Genomic DNA, 17,369 nt, shown 5'->3' with positions numbered 1-17,369 from the left:
ATGCGAGTGTCAAACTTTCCGGCGGAGAAGGGTGTGGGTCATGGGCAGGGTGACCGTGCGGAGGCCGGTGCGGAAGATCTCCGCGACCGGCGACCGGCGCCGTCCCGACGCGCTGGCCGCCGAAGAGCCCCTGGAGCTGCGCGTCGGCGGCAAGGCGCTGGCGGTCACGATGCGCACGCCCGGGCACGACGTCGAGCTGGCCCACGGCTTCCTGCTGTCCGAAGGGGTGATCGGCGGCCGCGAGGACATCGCCGTCGCCCGCTACTGCGACGGCGTCGACGACCAGGGCCGCAACACCTACAACGTGCTGGACATCGCGCTGGCACCGGGCGTGCCGCCGCCGGACACCGGGGTCGAGCGCAACTTCTACACGACGTCGTCGTGCGGGGTCTGCGGCAAGGCCGCGCTCGACGCGGTCAAGCTCAAGACCCGCTTCTCCCCCGCCTCGGCCGCCTTCACGGTGAAGAGCGAGACCCTGTCCGCCCTGCCGGACGCCCTGCGCACCCGGCAGAAGGTGTTCGCCAGCACCGGCGGCCTGCACGCGGCGGGGCTGTTCACCTCGGACGGCGAGATCGCCGTCGTCCGCGAGGACGTCGGCCGGCACAACGCGGTCGACAAGGTGCTCGGCTGGGCCGTCCTCGAGAACCGGATCCCCGCGCCCGGGTACGGCCTGCTGGTGTCCGGGCGCGCGTCGTTCGAGCTGGTGCAGAAGGCCGCGATGGCCGGGATCGGGCTGCTGGCCGCGGTGTCCGCCCCGTCGTCACTGGCGGTCGAGCTCGCGGAAGAGAACGGCATGACGCTGATCGGCTTCCTGCGCGGCGACTCGATGAACCTCTACACCGGCGACCACCGCCTGCTGACCTAAACCGACTCGACCCAGTTGCCGTGGAAGCCGTTGGGTACGCGGTCCGGCAGGTGGATCGCGGCGACGGTCTCCAGCGTGCCCGCGTCGAGCAGGGTGAGGTCGCTGCGCTGGGACGCGGGGTCGAAGACGAAGCCCATCAGGACGCCGTCGTCCTCCGCCGCGTCCGCGTGGGACGGGACGAAGACGAACTCGCCGGGCTGCCGTCCCGCGCCGAACGCGCGCTCCTGCCGTGAACCGGCGTGGAAGTCGTGCTTGAACAGGGAGCCGCCGGGGGTCGCGCCGCCGTCGGCCGACATCGAGTAGCCGTAGCGGTGGCGCCGGCCGACGAGCCGCTCGTCCACCCGCGGGAACTCCTGGCCGCGGTCGTCGAGCCGCTCCTCCAGGACCTTGCCCGCGGAGAGGTCGACGGTCCAGCGGTCCAGCGTCGGGCCGCCCTCGTCCGGGCCGTGCAGCTCGGTGTCGAACATCTTCGGGTGGCGGACGATGTCGAGCACGATGCTGTCACCGTCGTCGTAGGCGTTGAGCGGGTGGAAGACGTAGCACGGCTCGACCTCGAACCACCGGACGTCGCCGTTGCCGCCTTCGCGCGGCATGACGCCGATCCGCGCCGGGTACTTCGGGTCCCAGCGGTACGGCAGGCCGCCGTTCGCGCCGATCTTGCGCGCCATCATCGCGGTCACCGGGTCCGGCACGCGGACCTTGCCGACCATGGCCGAGAGGACGAGCTTCGCCGGCGCCCGCAGCGCGCCCGGCACGTTCGCCGCGACCGCCATCTCCGCGTTGAACGTCACCGGCAGGTCGTAGAACACGACGTGCTTCTCGGTCAGCGAGAAGTCGTGCATCATCGGCGACCCGGTGACCTCGACGTCGACCGTGCGGCGCGCCCGGCCCTGCGCGTCGATCACCGAGTACTGGACCTTGTTGCCCATGCCGAAGGAGTACGACACGGCGTGCAGCTCGCCCGTGCGCGGATCGCGCTTGGGGTGGGCGGTGTAGCCGCCGGGCAGCGTGCCGTCGAAGTCGCAGCGACCGACGGTGTCGAGCTCCTCGGTCAGCTCGTAGGTCGGCGCGCCCGCCTCGACCAGCGCGAAGGTCCGGCCGGCGTGGCCGATGACGTTGGTGTTGGCGCCGAGCGCGTCCAGCCCGCAGAAGCGGCTCGCGTCCTCGCCGTTCAGCGTCGCCGTGACGGCCGGGTTGCGCACCCACCGGTTGCGGTACCACTCGGCCTTGCCGTCGCGCAGGCGCACGCCGTGGACCATGCCGTCGCCCATGAACCAGTGGTAGGCCGCCGGGTCCACCTCGGACAGCGGGTTGGGCCCGTTGCGCAGGTAGCGGCCGTCGAGGAACTCGGGGATGCGCCCCGTGACGGCCAGCTCGGTGATCGTGTGCTCCCGGCTCACCGGGGCGAAGTTGCCTTCGAGGAACTTGTTGCCCATGCCTGACCCCTCCGAAGCTGCTATAACTTGGTTATGACACCATTTATAACAGGGTTATGAGATACTGGCAAGCATGAGCCCGAAACCGCGTGCGACCGACGTCAAGGAGCGGCTCGTCGAGGCCGCCATCCGGCTGCTCGACGACGGCGGCCCCGAAGCTCTGCAGGCCCGCAAGCTGGCGGCGGAGGTCGGCGTCTCGACGATGGCCGTGTACACGCACTTCGGGGGCATGACCGCGTTGGTCGACGAGGTGGCGCGCACGGGGTTCCTGCGGCTCAGCGCGTGCCTGGCCGAGGTCGGCGAGACCGGCGACCCGGTGGCGGACATCTTCAGCCTCGCCCGGACCTACCGGCAGGCGGTCGCCGAGCAGCCGCAGCTGTTCGCGGTGACGTTCGGCCAGTCCGCGCCGGGCGGCAAGCGGGCGACCCTGTCGGACCTGACCACCGAGGAGGGCCGCGAAGCCGCTCAGGAGGGCCTGGAGGCGTTCGAGCACATCGTCCGGGCGACCGAGCGGGCCATCGAGGCCGGCCGGTTCCGGCCCGCGGACAAGTACCAGGCGGCCGCGCAGCTGTGGAGCGCGCTGCACGGCTTCGTCACGCTCGAGGCGTCCGGCCACTTCGGCGCCGGTGAGCAGGGCATCGACCACATTTTGATACCCCTGGGGATCACCATGGCGGTGGGTCTCGGGGACACTGTGGAGCGGGCGGAACACTCGACCGAGGCGGCCAAGGCGGCTTGGCGGGCGAAAACCCGAAACGCCGGGCAGGGTGGGAACGACTAACCCGGCGAACAGGGACGTGAGGGGAACGCGGAGCGGGTGCGCGGCGTCCTAGGAGCAGCAGGCGGGGGACGGAGACAGGTGAACGAGGAAAACGGGGAGCGACCTCCGGGCGAGCCCTTGGTCCCGGAGACGGCCGGGGCGGCCGCGGTCCGGGACGCACGGCGGTGGCTGTCGCGCCGGTCCGTGCTGATAGCGGGCGCGTCCGGGCTGGCCGTGGGCGGCCTGGCCATCGGTACCGCCACCGGCAAGCTGCCGTTCAGCCAGGCGCTGCAGCGGACGCTGGGAGTGACGTCGTCGAACCCGACGACCCAGCTGGGCAGCACCCGCGTCGAGCGCGTCTACTCCCAGGCCCGCGGCCGGATGGTCGACCTGGTGTTCATCCTGCCGTCGAAGACCCCGCCCAAGGGGCTGCCGATGTCGCTGATGCTGCACGGCCTGCACGGCAACGCCCGCAGCGCGGCCCCGACCGGCACGCTCAAGCAGCTCTCCAGCGACGTCGCGCGCAAGGCCGTCCCGGCGTTCGGCTTCGTCGCCGTCGACGGCGGCGACAACTACTGGCACGAGGTGCACCCGGGCGACGACCCGATGGCGATGCTGCTGGAGGAGGTCCCGCAGTGGCTGCGGGCCCGCGGCTTCGCCGGCGACACCGGGCAGCCGTTCGCCTGCACGGGCGTCTCGATGGGCGGGTTCGGCGCGCTGGTGTACACGCGCCGCCGCGTGGAGCGGCGCCAGCCGCCGGCCGCGGTCGCGACGCTGGCCCCGGCGCTGATCCTGTCCTGGCAGGAGATGGCCAAGCGGCACATCTTCACCGGCCTGAACGACTGGACCGCGCTCGACCCGCTGCGGCACATCGACGCGACGAAGACCGTGGCCAACGGCATCTGGTGCGGCACGGAGGACCCGTTCATCACGGGCGTCCGCCGCTACATCGACGCGGCCCACCCGGTGGTCGCCCACACGGCCCACGGCAAGCACGGCGACCCGTTCAACCGGACGGTGGTGCCGAGCCTGATCAGCTTCCTCGGCAAGCAGGTCCCCCGCAAGGACTGACCCGCCCCGGACGACACGCGTACTCAGCCGGACGACACGCGTACCCCGATGGACGACACGACCCGCTCCTGGGCGAGGTGCCGTGTCGTCCGCCCAGGTACGCGTGTCGTCCGGCCAGGTACGCGTGTCGTCCGCCCAGGTACGCGTGTCGTCCGGCCAGGTACGCGTGTCGGCCGTTGGGGTACGGGTCAGCAGGTGAAGTGGACGCGGGTCGTCGTGCGGCCCGGGACCCAGTACGTGCGGACCAGGTCCGCCAGGCGGTTGACCAGCAGCAGCCCGCGGCCGCCCAGTGCGGCCGCCGTCGGGGGGATCCGGCCGGCCAGGGGTTCCGTGATCGTGCCCGTGTCGGTGACCTCGCCGACCACCTGACGCTCGTCCGCCCACAGCCGGAGCACGCCCGCGCCGCCGCCGTAGAGGATGCTGTTCGTCGTCAGCTCCGCGATCGCCAGGGTGAAGTCGTCCCGGCGCGGGCGGCGCAGACCGTGGCGCGCGGCCCAGATCTCCGCGAACCCGCGCAACGAGGCCAGCTGCCCGATGTCGAACTTCCGCTCGATCGCGGCCGGCGGCGGGTCGAGCGGCCGCATGAGCTCCACGCGGGCTCCGTCCGGGTCGAACCGGGAGCTGACGAGCGGCCCGGCCGGCCCCCGCACCTCGGGGTGGGTGCGCTCGGCGTCGGCCAGCGCGTCCGGCGAGAGCGACGCGGTGTCGTACGGGCAGAGCACCGCCAGGTCCCGCCCCACGAGAGCGTGGTTGATGAGCGCCTCGTGCAGGACGCACTCCGGGTACTCGGCGCCCGTGCGGTCGCTCCACAGCGGCTCCGCCACGATCCGCACCGGGCCCGCGTGCTCGCCGGCGAAGGCGAGCAGGACCGTCGGCAGGATCGCGCCGGGGTTGCGGCCCACCAGGCACATGTCGGTCAGCCGCACCTCACGGGCACGGGCTTCCAGGGCCTTCTCGATGAGGAGGAGATTGCGCGCCGGAACGGCCACGGCCACCGGTTCGCCCCGGTCGAGACCTTCGAGCAGGAACGGAACGACGCCGTCCAGGTACTCACTGTCACCGCGGTAGAACAGTGCCGGATGCCGAACCGGTCTCAGGGCACCTACCACGGGACCTTGCTACCCGGACACGGCCCGGCGCAAACCCATCGGACGGAGGAAGTTCACTCCACCCAGCGGCCGACGACCGAGATCAGCCAGAAGCCGACCAGGGTCGCGAGGCCGAACAGCAGCACCCAGTTGACCAGCGGACGCCGCTCGGTGACCCCACCGGCTCGCCAGAGCGCGTACCCCGCGACGACGAAGAGCGGCAGCGGGATCAGGGGCAACGGCGACAGGCGGGCCACCACGGCCACGACGCACACGCCGGCGCACACGGCCAGCACGCCCATCAGCACCCGGTTCAGCCACGGGTACCGGTCGAACACGGACGCGATGACGCGTTCGCTCAGCTCGCGGAACCCGAGGACCGGTCCGGCGGGCACCGGCTCCGGTTCGGGTGGCGGCGGTGCCTGCACGCCACCGGCGGGGGCGGCGCCCCCGCCGGTAACCGGCATAGAGTCAGCAGTCATTCAGCTTTCCTGTCGGGTCTCCGGGCCGGGTGGCCCGGAGACGCCCGGCCTCAGGCCGACTTCTCGCCGCGCTCGCTGCGCGTGCGCCTCGTCGGCTGCCGGGCGACGATCGTCGGGTTCACGTTCTCCCGGACGGTCTGCTCGGTGATCACGACCTTCGCCACGTCGTCGCGGCTCGGGATGTCGTACATGACCGGCTGCAGCACTTCTTCCATGATGGCACGCAGCCCGCGGGCACCGGTCCCGCGCAGGACCGCCTGGTCGGCGATGGCCTCGAGCGCGGTCTTGGTGAACTCGAGCTCGACGTTGTCCATCTCGAAGAGCTTCTTGTACTGCTTCACCAGGGCGTTGCGCGGCTGGGTGAGGATGCTGACCAGCGATTCCTTGTCCAGGTGGTTGACCGTCGCCACGACCGGGAGCCGGCCGATGAACTCCGGGATCAGCCCGAACTTGATCAGGTCCTCGGGCATGGTGTCGGAGAAGACGTCGCTCTCCTCGATCTCGGACTTCGTGCGGATCTCCGCGCCGAAGCCGAGGCCACGCTTGCCGACCCGCTCGTTGATGATCTTCTCCAGCCCGGCGAACGCGCCGGCCACGATGAACAGCACGTTCGTCGTGTCGATCTGGATGAACTCCTGGTGCGGGTGCTTGCGGCCGCCCTGCGGCGGCACCGAGGCGGTGGTGCCCTCGAGGATCTTCAGCAGCGCCTGCTGGACACCCTCGCCGGAGACGTCCCGCGTGATCGACGGGTTCTCGCTCTTCCGGGCGATCTTGTCGACCTCGTCGATGTAGATGATCCCGGTCTCGGCCCGCTTGACGTCGTAGTCCGCCGCCTGGATGAGCTTGAGCAGGATGTTCTCGACGTCTTCGCCGACGTACCCGGCCTCGGTCAGCGCCGTGGCGTCCGCGATCGCGAACGGCACGTTCAGCAGCTTCGCCAGCGTCTGCGCGAGGTAGGTCTTGCCGCACCCGGTGGGGCCGAGCATCAGGATGTTCGACTTGGCCAGCTCGACCGACTCCTCCTTGGAGTCCTTCGGCCCGGCCTTGTCGTCCGCCTGGATCCGCTTGTAGTGGTTGTAGACCGCTACCGCGAGGGTCCGCTTGGCGTCGTTCTGCCCGATGATGTACTGCTCGAGGAACTCGTGGATGTCGGCGGGCTTGGGCAGCTCGTCGAGTTTGACGTCGCCGGCTTCGGCCAGCTCCTCCTCGATGATCTCGTTGCAGAGGTCGATGCACTCATCGCAGATGTAGACCCCGGGGCCGGCAATGAGCTTCTTCACCTGCTTTTGGCTCTTCCCGCAGAAAGAACACTTCAGCAGGTCTCCGCCGTCACCGATCCGTGCCATGGCCGTTGACCTCGTCCCCTCCGGCGCGGACTGCCGCGCCTGACGTGTGTTGCGACGGTGCGACCCCCGGTCACGAACGACCGAGTGGAGCCTCACGCATTGCCACTGACGGTACCCGTCCGATGCCGTGGGCGGGAACACCCACAGGCTCCGGGAGCACGTCAGAGGACGACCCTAAACCAGAGTGCCGGTGTATGTCGTCTCCTCGACACACACCGGCCTGGCGGATCTACAGAGCCGAGGCCTTCCGGTACGGGAGCACCTCGTCGATGATTCCGTACGCCTTGGCCTCGTCGGCGGTCAGGATCTTGTCCCGCTCGATGTCGGTCCGGATCTGGTCGGGGTCCTTGTTCGTGTGCTTCGCCAGGATGACCTCCATCTGGCGCCGCACCCGCTGGATCTCGTTCGCCTGGATCTCCAGGTCGGAGACCTGGCCGTACGTGCCCTCGGTGGCCGGCTGGTGGATCAGCACCCGGGAGTTGGGCAGCGCGTAGCGCTTGCCCGGGGTGCCGGCCGCCAGCAGGACCGCGGCCGCGGAGGCGGCCTGGCCGAGGCAGTACGTCTGGATGTCCGGGCGGACGAACTGCATCGTGTCGTAGATCGCCATCAGCGAGGTGAACGAGCCACCCGGCGAGTTGATGTACAGCAGGATGTCGCGGTCCGGGTCCTCGTGCTCGAGGTGCAGCAGCTGGGCCATCACGTCGTTGGCCGACGCGTCGTCCACCTGCACGCCGAGGAAGATGACGCGCTCTTCGTACAGCTTGTTGTACGGGTTCGACTCCTTGACGCCGTAGCTGGTGCGCTCGACGTACGACGGGAGGATGTACCGCGACTGGGGTGTGTTCGGAGCCCGGAAGTCACCCGGGAGCCTGAAGTTGCTCATGATCGAGTCTCCTGTGTGCTTCGCGCTCAGTTCGAGCCCGGACGGGCGATGTCGGCGGTGAGGACGTGGTCCACGAACCCGTAGTCCTTCGCCTCCTGCGCGGTGAACCAGCGGTCGCGGTCGCCGTCCGCGATGATCTGCTCGACCGTCTGCCCGGTCTGGTCCGCCGTGATCCGGGCCAGCTCCTGCTTCCACTTGTTGAACAGGTCGGCCTGGATCGCGATGTCCGACGCGGTGCCGCCGACACCGGCCGACGGCTGGTGCATCAGGATGCGCGCGTGCGGGAGCGAGTAGCGCTTGCCGGGCGCGCCCGAGGAGAGCAGGAACTGGCCCATCGAGGCCGCCATGCCCATCGCGTAGGTCGCGACGTCGGGGCGGATCAGCTGCATGGTGTCGTAGATGGCGAACCCGGCCGTGACCGAGCCACCCGGCGAGTTGATGTAGAAGCGGATGTCGGACTCGGCGTCGTCCGCGTCGAGCAGCAACAGCTGCGCGGTGATCCGGTTGGCGATCTCGTCGTTCACCTCGGAACCGAGGACGACGATGCGCTCCTGGAGCAACCGCTCGAACACCGAGTCGGTGAGGGTGAGCCCTGCGGTGCCGGACCGCGCCTCGGGCGTGTGCTGCGTCACGTCTGCCTGCCTTTTCGCCGGCGACGGCCCCGTGGTGACGGCCGCCGCTGTCGTTTCAGATGCTTGAGATCTTGCAACCGACCCTAACGAACTTGGGCGGCGCAGAATGCCTGACACCGCCCAAGTTCGCTCACAGCTTCACTCCGCCGGAGTCTTCGCCGCCTCGTCGGTGGCCTGCGTCTCCTGGGTTGCCTCGTCGCCGGCCGGCTCCTCGGCGCCGAACAGCTCCGAGAGGTCGACCTCGGCACCCGAGCCGTCGGTGACGGTCGTCTTCCGGACCACGGAGGCGAGCGCCTTGCCGCGGCGGACGTCGGCGTAGATCGCGGTCAGCTGGCCGGACTGCTGGGCACGCTGGACGTACTCGTCCGGGCTGATCCCGAAGCGCTGGGCCTGGTAGATGATCCGCTCGGTCAGCTCGCCGTCGTTGACCGAGACCTCTTCCTTGTCGGCGATGGTGTCCAGCAGCAGCTGCGTGCGGACGGCCTTCTCCGACTCGGTGCGGGTCTCCGCGTCGAACTCCTCCAGCGTGCGGCCTTCGGCCTCGAGAGCCTGCGCGAACTGGGCCTCGTCGTGGTCGAACGGGTGGATCGCGTCGTGCTTGCGGTTCTCGATCTCGGAGTCGAGGACCTTCTCCGGGATCGGCACCTCGGTGCGCTCCAAGAGCTCGTCGAGCACCTTGTCGCGCGCCTGGACGCCCTGCTGCATCTTCTTGACGCGGCCGAGGCGCTCGCGGAGGTCGCCCTTGAGCTCCTCGATCGTGTCGAACTCGCTCGCCATCTGGGCGAACTCGTCGTCGGCCTCGGGCAGCTCGCGCTGCTTGACCGACTGGACGGTCACGGTCACCTCGGCGTCCTGGCCGGCGTGGTCGCCGGCGACGAGCTGGGTGGTGAACGTCTTGGTCTCGCCGGCGTTCGCCCCGACGATGGCCTCGTCGATGCCGTCCACGAGCTGGCCGGAGCCGATCTCGTAGGACAGCCCGCTGGTGGCGGCCTCTTCGACGGCCTCGCCGTCGACGGTCGCGGCGAGGTCGATCGAAACGAAGTCGCCGGTCTCGGCCGGGCGCTCGACGCCGGTCAGCGTGCCGAAGCGGGCGCGCAGCTCGTCGAGCTGCTCGTCGACCTCCGCGTCGGTCAGCTCGACGTCGTCGACGGTGATCGCGAAGCCTTCGAGGTCGGGCAGCTCGATCTCCGGGCGCACGTCGACCTCGGCCGTGAACTCGAGGACGTCGCGGTCCTCGAGCTTGGTCACGTCGAACTCGGGGTTGCCGAGCGTGCGGACCTCGTTCTCGCGAACGGCCTCGATGTACTTGGCCGGGATGGCCTCGTTGACGACCTCGTCGAGCACCGGGCCACGCCCGATCCGGCTTTCCAGGACGCGAGCGGGCGCCTTGCCGGGCCGGAAGCCCGGGATGCGCACCTGCTGGGCGATCTTGCGGTAGGCGCGGTCGAAGTTGGGCTTCAACTCGTCGAACGGCACCTCGACATTGATCTTGACTCGCGTCGGGCTCAGCTGCTCGACGGTGCTCTTCAAGGTCTTCTCCTCGAGCGGTAACGATTGTGTAGGACAATCCTGCGGAAATGGGCCCGGCAACGTGCAGACCGGGACGTCCGAGTCTAGGCCAGTGGCCCGCGCCGCCGGGGCGGGGGCCACCTGCGGCGTCACGAGCCGAGCATGCGGCCGATCACCCAGCGCATCTGGCCGCTCGCGTGCTCGGCCGAGCCGCTGGGCTGCACCAGGTGGGAAAGCAGCAGCCGCATGAACGCCTCCACCGCCACCGCCCACTCCGACGGCGTCAGCGAAACCTCCGGGTAGCTGCGGGCGAAGACCGCCGCCACCGACTCGACCGCCCGGCCCAGCACCGCCTCCGGGCGGGAGGTCAGCAGCGGGAGGAAGTCGTCGCGGCCGTTCTGGGCGCCGCCGAGGGCGATCTCCACCAGCGGGTTGGCGTGCGCGGCTTCGAGGCTGTGCTTGAACGCCGCCGTGACGCCGTCGACCGGACGGCCCGGGTGCGCCGCGACGTCCGCGTTCACCCGCTCGACGAAACGGTCGGTCTCGCTCAGCATCAACGCCTTGGCGAGCTCGGCCTTGGAGCCCAGTTCGTTGTAGACGGTCTGCCTGCTCACGCCGACCCGCGCGGCCAGCTTGCCCATCGTCACGGCGGCCCAGCCGTCGGCGCGGATGACGTCGGCCGCCGCGGCCAGCAGCTTCTCCCGCGTGCGTGCCGGGACCGGGTGGGTGACCGCCTTCACACGGCGAGCGTACCCGTGGGTTCCGTTCCGCTGGCCGACACCTTTTTTCGAAGCCTGCTGCAACGTTTACAAACCCGGATGAGTTGTCTACGGTGACTCCCGCCTGGCCAGGAGCTTCTCGACCGAGGAGACCGCTCGATGTCCGTCGCCGTCACCGAGCCGCAGGGTTCCGTCACAGTGGCGGCGCCCGCGACCGGGATGGTCGCCGCCCACGCGGTGCCGTCGCCCCGGATCGCGCTGCCCGCCGTCTCGGTTCCGGTCCTGCTGCTGTTCGCCGGCGGCGTCGCGCTCTGGGGCGCCTCGACCTGGCTGCTGCTCGCCGGGCTCGTGCCGCCGGTCGTGACCGTGGTGCTGAACACCGTCGTCACCTTCGCGATGTACACCGTGGTGCACGAGGCGGCGCACCACTCCGCCGGGAAGCTCACCTGGGTCAACGAGGTGCTCGGCCGGCTCGCCGTCCCGTTCGTCGCGGCGTACTCGGCGTTCCCGTCGCTGCGGTACGTCCACGGTGAACACCACCGCCACACCAACGGGCCGGCCCACGACGACCCGGACGCCTGGACGTCGCGGGGCCCGCGCTGGCAGCTGCCGCTGCGCTGGCTGACCCTGGACGTGGCGTACGCGCGTTGCTACTTCTCCCGGTTGCGAGGTCGGCCTCCGCAGGAGCTGGCCGAGGCGCTGGTGGTGCTGTCCGCGGCGCTGTCGGCCGGGGTGGGACTGGTCGCGACCGGCCACGGCGTCGAGCTGCTCCTGGTGTACCTGCTGCCGCAGCGGCTGGGGCTGGGGCTGCTCGCCTGGTCGTTCGGCTGGCTGCCCCACCACGGCCTGCCCGCCGAGGGGCCGCACGGCCGGTTCGGCACCACCCGCGTGCGCATCGGCCTCGAGCGGCTGCTCACCCCGGTGCTGCTGGCCCAGAACCTGCACCTGGTGCACCACCTGCACCCCGCCGTCCCGTTCCACCGGTACCGGCGGGTGTGGCTCGAGAACCGCGAGGCCTACCTCGCCCGCGACGTCCCGATCAGCACGGCGTGGGGCCGGGACCTGACCGCGGAGGAGTACCGGATGGCCGTGGGGCTGGAGTCCGCACCCGACGTCGCCGTGCCCGCGCCGGCCCCGCCCCCGCTCGGGCCGAGCCGGTTCCACCGGCTGCGCGTGCGCGAGATCAGCCAGCTGACCGCCGACGCCGTCGCGATCACCTTCTACGTCCCGCCCCAGCTGGCGGGCGAGTTCCGGTTCGTCCCCGGCCAGCACGTCGCCGTCCGCGCGGTGCTCGACGGGCAGCCGGTGCGCCGGACGTACTCGATCTGCGCGCCGGCGGACGCCGGTGAGCTGCGGATCGCGGTGAAGCGGCGGCCGGGCGGGGCGTTCTCCGGGTTCGCGACCGGTGCGCTGGCCGTGGGCGACTTCCTCGACGTGCTGCCGCCGTCGGGAGGGTTCACGCTCACACCCGACCCTGCGCGGACCGCGCACTACGTCGCGCTGGCCGCGGGCAGCGGCATCACGCCGGTGCTGTCCATCCTGGTCAGTGCGCTGTCCGCCGAGCCGCATAGCCGCGCGACCCTGTTGTACGTCAACACTTCCGGCGCGACGACGCTCTTCGCGCGCGAGCTGACCACGCTCGCCGAAGGCTTCGGCGGCCGGCTGCACGTCGTCCACTACCGGACCGACGAGCGCGACCCGGACCTGCACGCGCACCGGCCCCGGCAGTTCGACACGCTCGGCGAGGCGCTCGCGATCTCGCACGAGCGGTACCAGCGCGGCCGGCTCGACGGGACGCGGCTGCGCGCGATGCTGCAGAACCGCCTGCACCCGGCGAAGGTCGACGAGTGGTTCCTGTGCGGGCCGCGCGGCCTGATGGACCTGGTCCGCCGGACGCTGGCCGACGCGGACGTCCCGGACGAGAACGTCCACTTCGAACTCTTCCGCGGCGCGGCACCCCTGCGCGACCCGGCGGGCGCGCCGGCCCGGGTGGCGGTGACGCTGGGCGGCGCGACGACGTCACTGGCGGCGGACGCTGGGGAGACCGTGCTCGACGTGGCGCTGCGAGCGGGGCTCGAGGTGCCGTACTCGTGTACGGGCGGCGCGTGCGGCACCTGCCGGGCGACGCTGCTGCACGGCCAGGTCGACATGGACGTCCGCTACGCGCTGACGGTCGACGACGTGGCGGCGGGCCGGATCCTGACGTGCCGCTCCCGCGCGACGACCCCGGAGGTCGCGGTCGACTACGACCGCCGCTGACCCCCGGGGCCGCCGTCGTCAGCCGGTCTGGGTGGGCGCTCCCGAGGGCGGGGTTCCCTGACCGCCGCCCGGCAGCTGACCCTGGCCACCGCTTGCGCCGTCGGTGACCGACGTTGCCGTTGCCGTGTCGCCCGACTCCGTCGCCACCACCGTCACCGTGTCGCCCGTCGCGAGGCCCGTCGCCTGCGCCGAGGTGATCGTGTACGTCTTCGAGAACCCGTCCTCGCTCTTCGCGGTCAGCGACGTCGCGCTCAGCGCCGTCACCTCTCCGGTCTGCGTGATTTTCGTGACGTAGCCGCCGTTTCCGTCCGAGGACACGTACTCGCCGTGCAACGCCGAACCCAGGCCGCCCGCGCCGCCCTGCATGCCTCCCGGTCCGCCCTGCATCCCGCCCGGGCCGGCCTGCGTGCCGGTCGAGGCCGAAGACGACGACGAAGCCGCCCAGACCGCCGCTCCCCCGCCGGCCACGATCACGGCCGCGACGGCACCCGCCGCGATCTTCTTGCCCGGCGACCAGCCCGGCTTCGGCGGCGTGCCCGGAGCCGGCGCCGCGCCCCACGTCTGGTCCGGAGTGGACGGTGCCTGCGGTGTGGTCATGGTGTTGCTCCTTAACGAGATGCTTCGGTGCGATCCACGGTGGGGCCGCCCGCTGTGTGCGGACTGTGCTTGCCGTCAGCCGTTCCTGTGACCGGAGGAACTCCGACGTCCGCGACCGGCCGGTCACCGCACAGCCGCCTCACAGGCAGCACACAACCCGCACACACGGCGCGGACGGACGCTTTGTCCATGGCCGCGCGAACCGTCCCGCCGCACCCCAGCCGGGGGCGCCTTTCGCTGCGCGCGAAACTGACCGGCTCGATGGTCGTGCTGCTCACCGTGGTGTGCCTGATCGTCGGCGTGGTCAGCGAGCTCGCGCTCGACCTGTTCCTCACCCGCCAGATCGACCAGCAGCTGTCCGCCGCGGCGACGCGCTCGCTCGTCTTCGCGAGCAACGCCCGCCCCCCGGACGCGGGTCCGCAGCCCGACCAGTCGGGCGAACACCCGCTCGGGCAGAACGTCGGCACGGTGAGCGGCACCTTCGACGGGCAGCGGCTCGTCCACGACGACAGCATTTCCGAGCACGGCTCGCGCCTGAACCTCACCGCGGCCCAGCAGGCCGTCCTGCTGTCGGTGCCCACCGACGGCAAGCCGCACACGATGTCCGTCGACGACCTCGGCGAGTACCGCCTGATGGCGCTGCCGGTCGTCGGGACGTCCGACGTCGTGGTCACCGGCCTGCCGCTGAAGCCGGTCACCGACACGCTGCTCACGGTCGGGCTGATCCTCTTCGGCGTCGCCGCCGCGGGGGTGCTCGGCGCGGCCTTCCTCGGCGCGTTCGCGGTCCGCCGGACGCTGCGGCCGCTCGACCGCGTCGCGGCCACCGCCGGGCGCGTCACCGAGCTGCCGCTCGACCGCGGCCAGGTGGCGCTGTCGATCCGCGTCCCGGAGTCCGACACCGACCCGCGGACCGAGGTCGGCCAGGTCGGCTCGGCGCTGAACCTGATGCTCGGCCACGTCGCGCAGGCACTGGAAGCCCGGCACGACAGCGAACTGCGCACCCGCCAGTTCGTCGCGGACGCCAGCCACGAGCTGCGGACGCCGCTGGCCGCCATCCGCGGGTACGCCGAGCTGGCCGCCCGCGGCAGCTCGCTGGTGCCGCCGGACGTCGCGCACTCGATGAGCCGGATCCAGTCCGAGGCCGTCCGGATGAGCGCGCTCGTCGAGGACCTCCTGCTGCTGGCGCGGCTCGACGCGGGCCGCCCGCTGGACGTACGCGACATCGACCTCACCCGGCTGGTCGCCGACGCCGTCGGCGACGCTCGCGTCGCCGGGCGCGAGCACCGGTGGTTGCTCGAGCTGCCCCCGGACCCGGTGCTCGTGTTCGGCGACGTCCAGCGGCTGCACCAGGTGCTGGCGAACCTGCTGGCCAACGCCCGCACGCACACCCCGCCGGGCACCGCGGTGACGACATCGCTGGCCCGCTCGGCCGACGGCAGCGCCGTGCTCACGGTGACCGACAACGGGCCCGGCATCGCGCCGGACCTGCTGCCGGACGTCTTCGAGCGGTTCGCCCGCGGCGACTCGTCGCGCTCCCGCACCGCCGGCAGCACCGGGCTCGGGCTGGCGATCGCGTGCGCCGTCGTCGTCGCCCACCGCGGCACGATCGAGGTGCACAGCCGTCCCGGCCGGACCGAGTTCGCGGTGCGCCTGCCCGTGGCCGTGCCCGCACAGCGAGTGCACAGCATCGGCACAACGCTGCCCCAGCTGGAGACCGGAAGCTGAGCTCATGACCGCTGTGACATCCGGGGCTTCGCCCCGGGCCGGGGGCTCCGCCACCCGGAACCCCCGAAAAGCCGCACTCGCACCGCCCGAAACGACCGTGGTGACCCCTCCCTCGCCGCCCACTCGCCGGACTTGGCACCGGCCCGCACTCGCCGCGCTGCTGCTCGGCACGGCCGTCCTTTACCTGTGGGGCCTCGGCGCTTCCGGCTGGGCCAACGCCTTCTACTCCGCCGCCGCGCAAGCCGGTTCGGAAAGCTGGAAGGCGCTGTTCTTCGGTTCCAGCGACGCCGCGAACGCGATCACCGTGGACAAGACCCCGGCCGCGCTGTGGGTGATGGGCCTTTCGGCGCGGGTGTTCGGCGTCAACGCGTGGAGCATCCTGGTGCCGCAGGCGCTGATGGGCGTCGGCTCGGTCTGGCTGCTGCACGCGACGGTGAAGCGGACCTCCGGCCCGGCCGCCGGGCTCGTCGCGGGCCTGGTGCTGGCCCTGACCCCGGCGGCGGCGCTGATGTTCCGGTTCAACAACCCGGACGCGCTGCTCGTGCTGCTGCTGGTCGCGGGTGCCTACTGCGTGGTCCGCGCGCTCGAGAAGGCGAGCCCGCGCTGGCTGGCGCTGGCCGGCGTCGCGGTCGGGTTCGGCTTCCTGGCCAAGATGCTGCAGGCGTTCCTGGTGCTGCCCGCGTTCGCGGTGGCGTACCTGGTCGCGGCGCCGGTGTCGCTCGCCAAGCGGCTGCTGCACCTGCTGGGCGCGCTGGGCGCGACGCTGGTCGCGGCCGGCTGGTACCTCGTGGTCGTCGCGCTCTGGCCGGCCGCGGACCGGCCCTTCATCGGCGGGTCGCAGGCGAACTCGCTGTGGGAGCTGGTCTTCGGCTACAACGGCTTCGGCCGGATCACCGGCGACGAGGTCGGCAGTGTCGGCGGCGGCGGGGGCCGCGGCTGGGGCTCGACCGGCCTGACCCGCTTGTTCGGCAGCGAGATGGCGGGCGGCATCGCCTGGCTGATCCCGGCCGCGCTGCTCGCGCTGGGCGCCGGCCTGTGGTTCACCCGCCGCGCACCGCGCACCGACCGCTCGCGGGCGGCGTTGCTGCTGTGGGGCGGCTGGCTGGTGGTGACGGCGCTGGTGTTCAGCTACATGGGCGGCATCATCCACCCCTACTACACGGTCGCGCTGGCGCCGGCGATCGCGGCGCTGGTCGGCACGGCGGCGGTCCAGCTGTGGCGGCTGCGGACGCGTCCGTCGGCGTCCGGCTTGCTCAGCGGCGGCGTGGCGCTGACCGCGCTCACCACCTACCTGCTGCTGTCGGACTCGTCGTGGCAGCCGTGGCTGGCGCCGACGGTGCTCGTCGGCGGGTTGCTGGCGGCGGTGGCGCTGTTCTTCGCGTCCCACCTGACCCGGTGGGCGGCCTCTTCGGTCGCGGTGCTGGCGCTGGTCGTGCTGCTGTCCGGCACGGGCGCGTACACGCTGGCGACCGCCGCGACGACGCACGACGGGGCGATCCCGTCGGCGGGTCCGTCCTCGGGCTTCGGCGGCCGTCCCGGCGGCGGGTTCGGTGGCGGGTTCGGTGGTCCCGGCGGCGCCGGCGGCGGTCGTGGCGGCGGCCCGGGTTCGCTGCTGAGCACGACGCTCCCGGGCGCCCAGCTGACGGCGTTGCTCCAGCAGGACGCGTCGAAGTACACCTGGACGGCCGCGACGGTCCTTTCGAACGCGGCCGCGGGCTACCAGCTGGCGAGCGGCGCACCCGTCATGGCGGTGGGCGGCTTCAACGGGACCGACCCGTATCCGACGCTGGAGCAGTTCCGGCAGTACGTCGCGAGCGGGCGGATCCACTACTTCCTCGGCGACGGCATGACGATGCAGGGATCCACCGGCTCGGACGCGGCCCAGCAGATCGCGGAGTGGGTGGCCTCGACGTACGAGTCGTCCACGGTGGACGGCGTGACCGTCTACGACCTCACCGCGGCCGCCTGACCGGCGCACCGACGAAAGCAGGGTCCGG

General features: G+C 71.6%; 15 protein-coding genes. 6 read left to right on the top strand and 9 right to left on the bottom strand.

The genetic code is table 11. The features are described from left to right. Nucleotides 1-40: 40 nt before the first annotated feature. Nucleotides 41-865 (top strand): formate dehydrogenase accessory sulfurtransferase FdhD, encoded by an 825-nt coding sequence (gene fdhD / locus ACZ7PG_RS47830; RefSeq protein ID WP_470245890.1) that lies wholly within the window; start codon nt 41-43, stop codon nt 863-865. On the opposite strand, the gene ACZ7PG_RS47825 is transcribed toward fdhD, so the two are convergent. Beyond that, a complete protein-coding gene (locus ACZ7PG_RS47825; protein ID WP_470245889.1) occupies nt 862-2,301 on the bottom strand; it encodes a carotenoid oxygenase family protein in 1,440 nt (479 codons plus the stop codon). The genes fdhD and ACZ7PG_RS47825 overlap by 4 nt on opposite strands. A 73-nt stretch (nt 2,302-2,374) precedes the next feature. Here ACZ7PG_RS47825 and ACZ7PG_RS47820 point away from each other — a divergent pair, with 73 nt between their 5' ends. Both ACZ7PG_RS47820 and ACZ7PG_RS47815 read left to right on the top strand, forming a co-directional pair. Beyond that, a complete protein-coding gene (locus ACZ7PG_RS47820; RefSeq protein ID WP_470245888.1) occupies nt 2,375-3,082 on the top strand; it encodes a TetR/AcrR family transcriptional regulator in 708 nt (235 codons plus the stop codon). Between the two features lie 117 nt (nt 3,083-3,199). After that, nucleotides 3,200-4,132, top strand: a complete 933-nt coding sequence (locus tag ACZ7PG_RS47815; RefSeq protein WP_470246481.1) for an alpha/beta hydrolase — start codon at nt 3,200-3,202, stop codon at nt 4,130-4,132. A 188-nt stretch (nt 4,133-4,320) separates the two neighbouring features. On the opposite strand, the gene ACZ7PG_RS47810 is transcribed toward ACZ7PG_RS47815, so the two are convergent. The 7 genes from ACZ7PG_RS47810 to ACZ7PG_RS47780 form a co-directional block, all read right to left on the bottom strand. Next, nucleotides 4,321-5,241, bottom strand: coding sequence for an anti-sigma factor RsbA family regulatory protein (locus tag ACZ7PG_RS47810; RefSeq protein ID WP_470245887.1), 921 nt, complete (start codon nt 5,239-5,241; stop codon nt 4,321-4,323). Nucleotides 5,242-5,294: 53 nt separating this feature from the next. Beyond that, nucleotides 5,295-5,702, bottom strand: coding sequence for a hypothetical protein (locus ACZ7PG_RS47805; RefSeq protein WP_470245886.1), 408 nt, complete (start codon nt 5,700-5,702; stop codon nt 5,295-5,297). Between the two features lie 50 nt (nt 5,703-5,752). Next, entirely contained in the window at nt 5,753-7,048 is a 1,296-nt protein-coding gene (clpX, locus tag ACZ7PG_RS47800; protein ID WP_155545639.1) for an ATP-dependent Clp protease ATP-binding subunit ClpX, read from the bottom strand. 229 nt (nt 7,049-7,277) lie between these two features. After that, the gene (locus ACZ7PG_RS47795) at nt 7,278-7,931 is read right to left on the bottom strand and encodes an ATP-dependent Clp protease proteolytic subunit (RefSeq protein WP_155545638.1); all 654 of its coding nucleotides are present in this window, start codon (nt 7,929-7,931) and stop codon (nt 7,278-7,280) included. 26 nt (nt 7,932-7,957) lie between these two features. Further along, nucleotides 7,958-8,563 (bottom strand): ClpP family protease, encoded by a 606-nt coding sequence (locus tag ACZ7PG_RS47790; RefSeq protein ID WP_360470060.1) that lies wholly within the window; start codon nt 8,561-8,563, stop codon nt 7,958-7,960. Nucleotides 8,564-8,701: 138 nt separating this feature from the next. After that, entirely contained in the window at nt 8,702-10,093 is a 1,392-nt protein-coding gene (gene tig, locus ACZ7PG_RS47785) for a trigger factor (protein WP_470245885.1), read from the bottom strand. 128 nt (nt 10,094-10,221) lie between these two features. Continuing rightward, nucleotides 10,222-10,812, bottom strand: coding sequence for a TetR/AcrR family transcriptional regulator (locus ACZ7PG_RS47780; RefSeq protein ID WP_470245884.1), 591 nt, complete (start codon nt 10,810-10,812; stop codon nt 10,222-10,224). Between the two features lie 138 nt (nt 10,813-10,950). Between ACZ7PG_RS47780 and ACZ7PG_RS47775 the strand changes: the two genes are divergently transcribed. Next, nucleotides 10,951-13,050, top strand: coding sequence for a fatty acid desaturase (locus tag ACZ7PG_RS47775; RefSeq protein WP_470245883.1), 2,100 nt, complete (start codon nt 10,951-10,953; stop codon nt 13,048-13,050). An 18-nt stretch (nt 13,051-13,068) separates the two neighbouring features. On the opposite strand, the gene ACZ7PG_RS47770 is transcribed toward ACZ7PG_RS47775, so the two are convergent. Then, on the bottom strand, nt 13,069-13,647 hold the full coding sequence (locus tag ACZ7PG_RS47770) for a hypothetical protein (protein WP_470245882.1): 579 nt from the start codon (nt 13,645-13,647) through the stop codon (nt 13,069-13,071). Between the two features lie 189 nt (nt 13,648-13,836). Here ACZ7PG_RS47770 and ACZ7PG_RS47765 point away from each other — a divergent pair, with 189 nt between their 5' ends. Both ACZ7PG_RS47765 and ACZ7PG_RS47760 read left to right on the top strand, forming a co-directional pair. Next, nucleotides 13,837-15,372: a sensor histidine kinase gene (locus tag ACZ7PG_RS47765; RefSeq protein ID WP_470245881.1), complete on the top strand. Its 1,536-nt coding sequence runs from the start codon at nt 13,837-13,839 to the stop codon at nt 15,370-15,372. Between the two features lie 4 nt (nt 15,373-15,376). Continuing rightward, nucleotides 15,377-17,341 carry an ArnT family glycosyltransferase gene (locus ACZ7PG_RS47760; protein ID WP_470245880.1) on the top strand — a complete coding sequence of 655 codons (1,965 nt, stop codon included), beginning with the start codon at nt 15,377-15,379 and terminating at the stop codon, nt 17,339-17,341. Nucleotides 17,342-17,369 lie beyond the last annotated feature (28 nt).

This window comes from Amycolatopsis sp. NPDC114504 (genome assembly GCF_055633595.1).
Note: the sequence above shows the minus strand (reverse complement) of the source record. Positions and strands in the feature narration are given on the sequence as shown.

Excerpts from the sequence above, each read along its gene's own strand:
- fdhD (WP_470245890.1), top strand. The coding sequence starts at position 41 with ATGGGCAGGGTGACCGTGCGGAGGCCGGTGCGGAAGATCTCCGCGACC.
- ACZ7PG_RS47825 (WP_470245889.1), bottom strand. The coding sequence starts at position 2,301 with ATGGGCAACAAGTTCCTCGAAGGCAACTTCGCCCCGGTGAGCCGGGAG.
- ACZ7PG_RS47795 (WP_155545638.1), bottom strand. The coding sequence starts at position 7,931 with ATGAGCAACTTCAGGCTCCCGGGTGACTTCCGGGCTCCGAACACACCC.
- ACZ7PG_RS47820 (WP_470245888.1), top strand. The coding sequence starts at position 2,375 with ATGAGCCCGAAACCGCGTGCGACCGACGTCAAGGAGCGGCTCGTCGAG.
- clpX (WP_155545639.1), bottom strand. The coding sequence starts at position 7,048 with ATGGCACGGATCGGTGACGGCGGAGACCTGCTGAAGTGTTCTTTCTGC.
- ACZ7PG_RS47765 (WP_470245881.1), top strand. The coding sequence starts at position 13,837 with ATGGCCGCGCGAACCGTCCCGCCGCACCCCAGCCGGGGGCGCCTTTCG.
- ACZ7PG_RS47770 (WP_470245882.1), bottom strand. The coding sequence starts at position 13,647 with ATGACCACACCGCAGGCACCGTCCACTCCGGACCAGACGTGGGGCGCG.
- ACZ7PG_RS47805 (WP_470245886.1), bottom strand. The coding sequence starts at position 5,702 with ATGACTGCTGACTCTATGCCGGTTACCGGCGGGGGCGCCGCCCCCGCC.
- ACZ7PG_RS47760 (WP_470245880.1), top strand. The coding sequence starts at position 15,377 with ATGACCGCTGTGACATCCGGGGCTTCGCCCCGGGCCGGGGGCTCCGCC.
- ACZ7PG_RS47775 (WP_470245883.1), top strand. The coding sequence starts at position 10,951 with ATGTCCGTCGCCGTCACCGAGCCGCAGGGTTCCGTCACAGTGGCGGCG.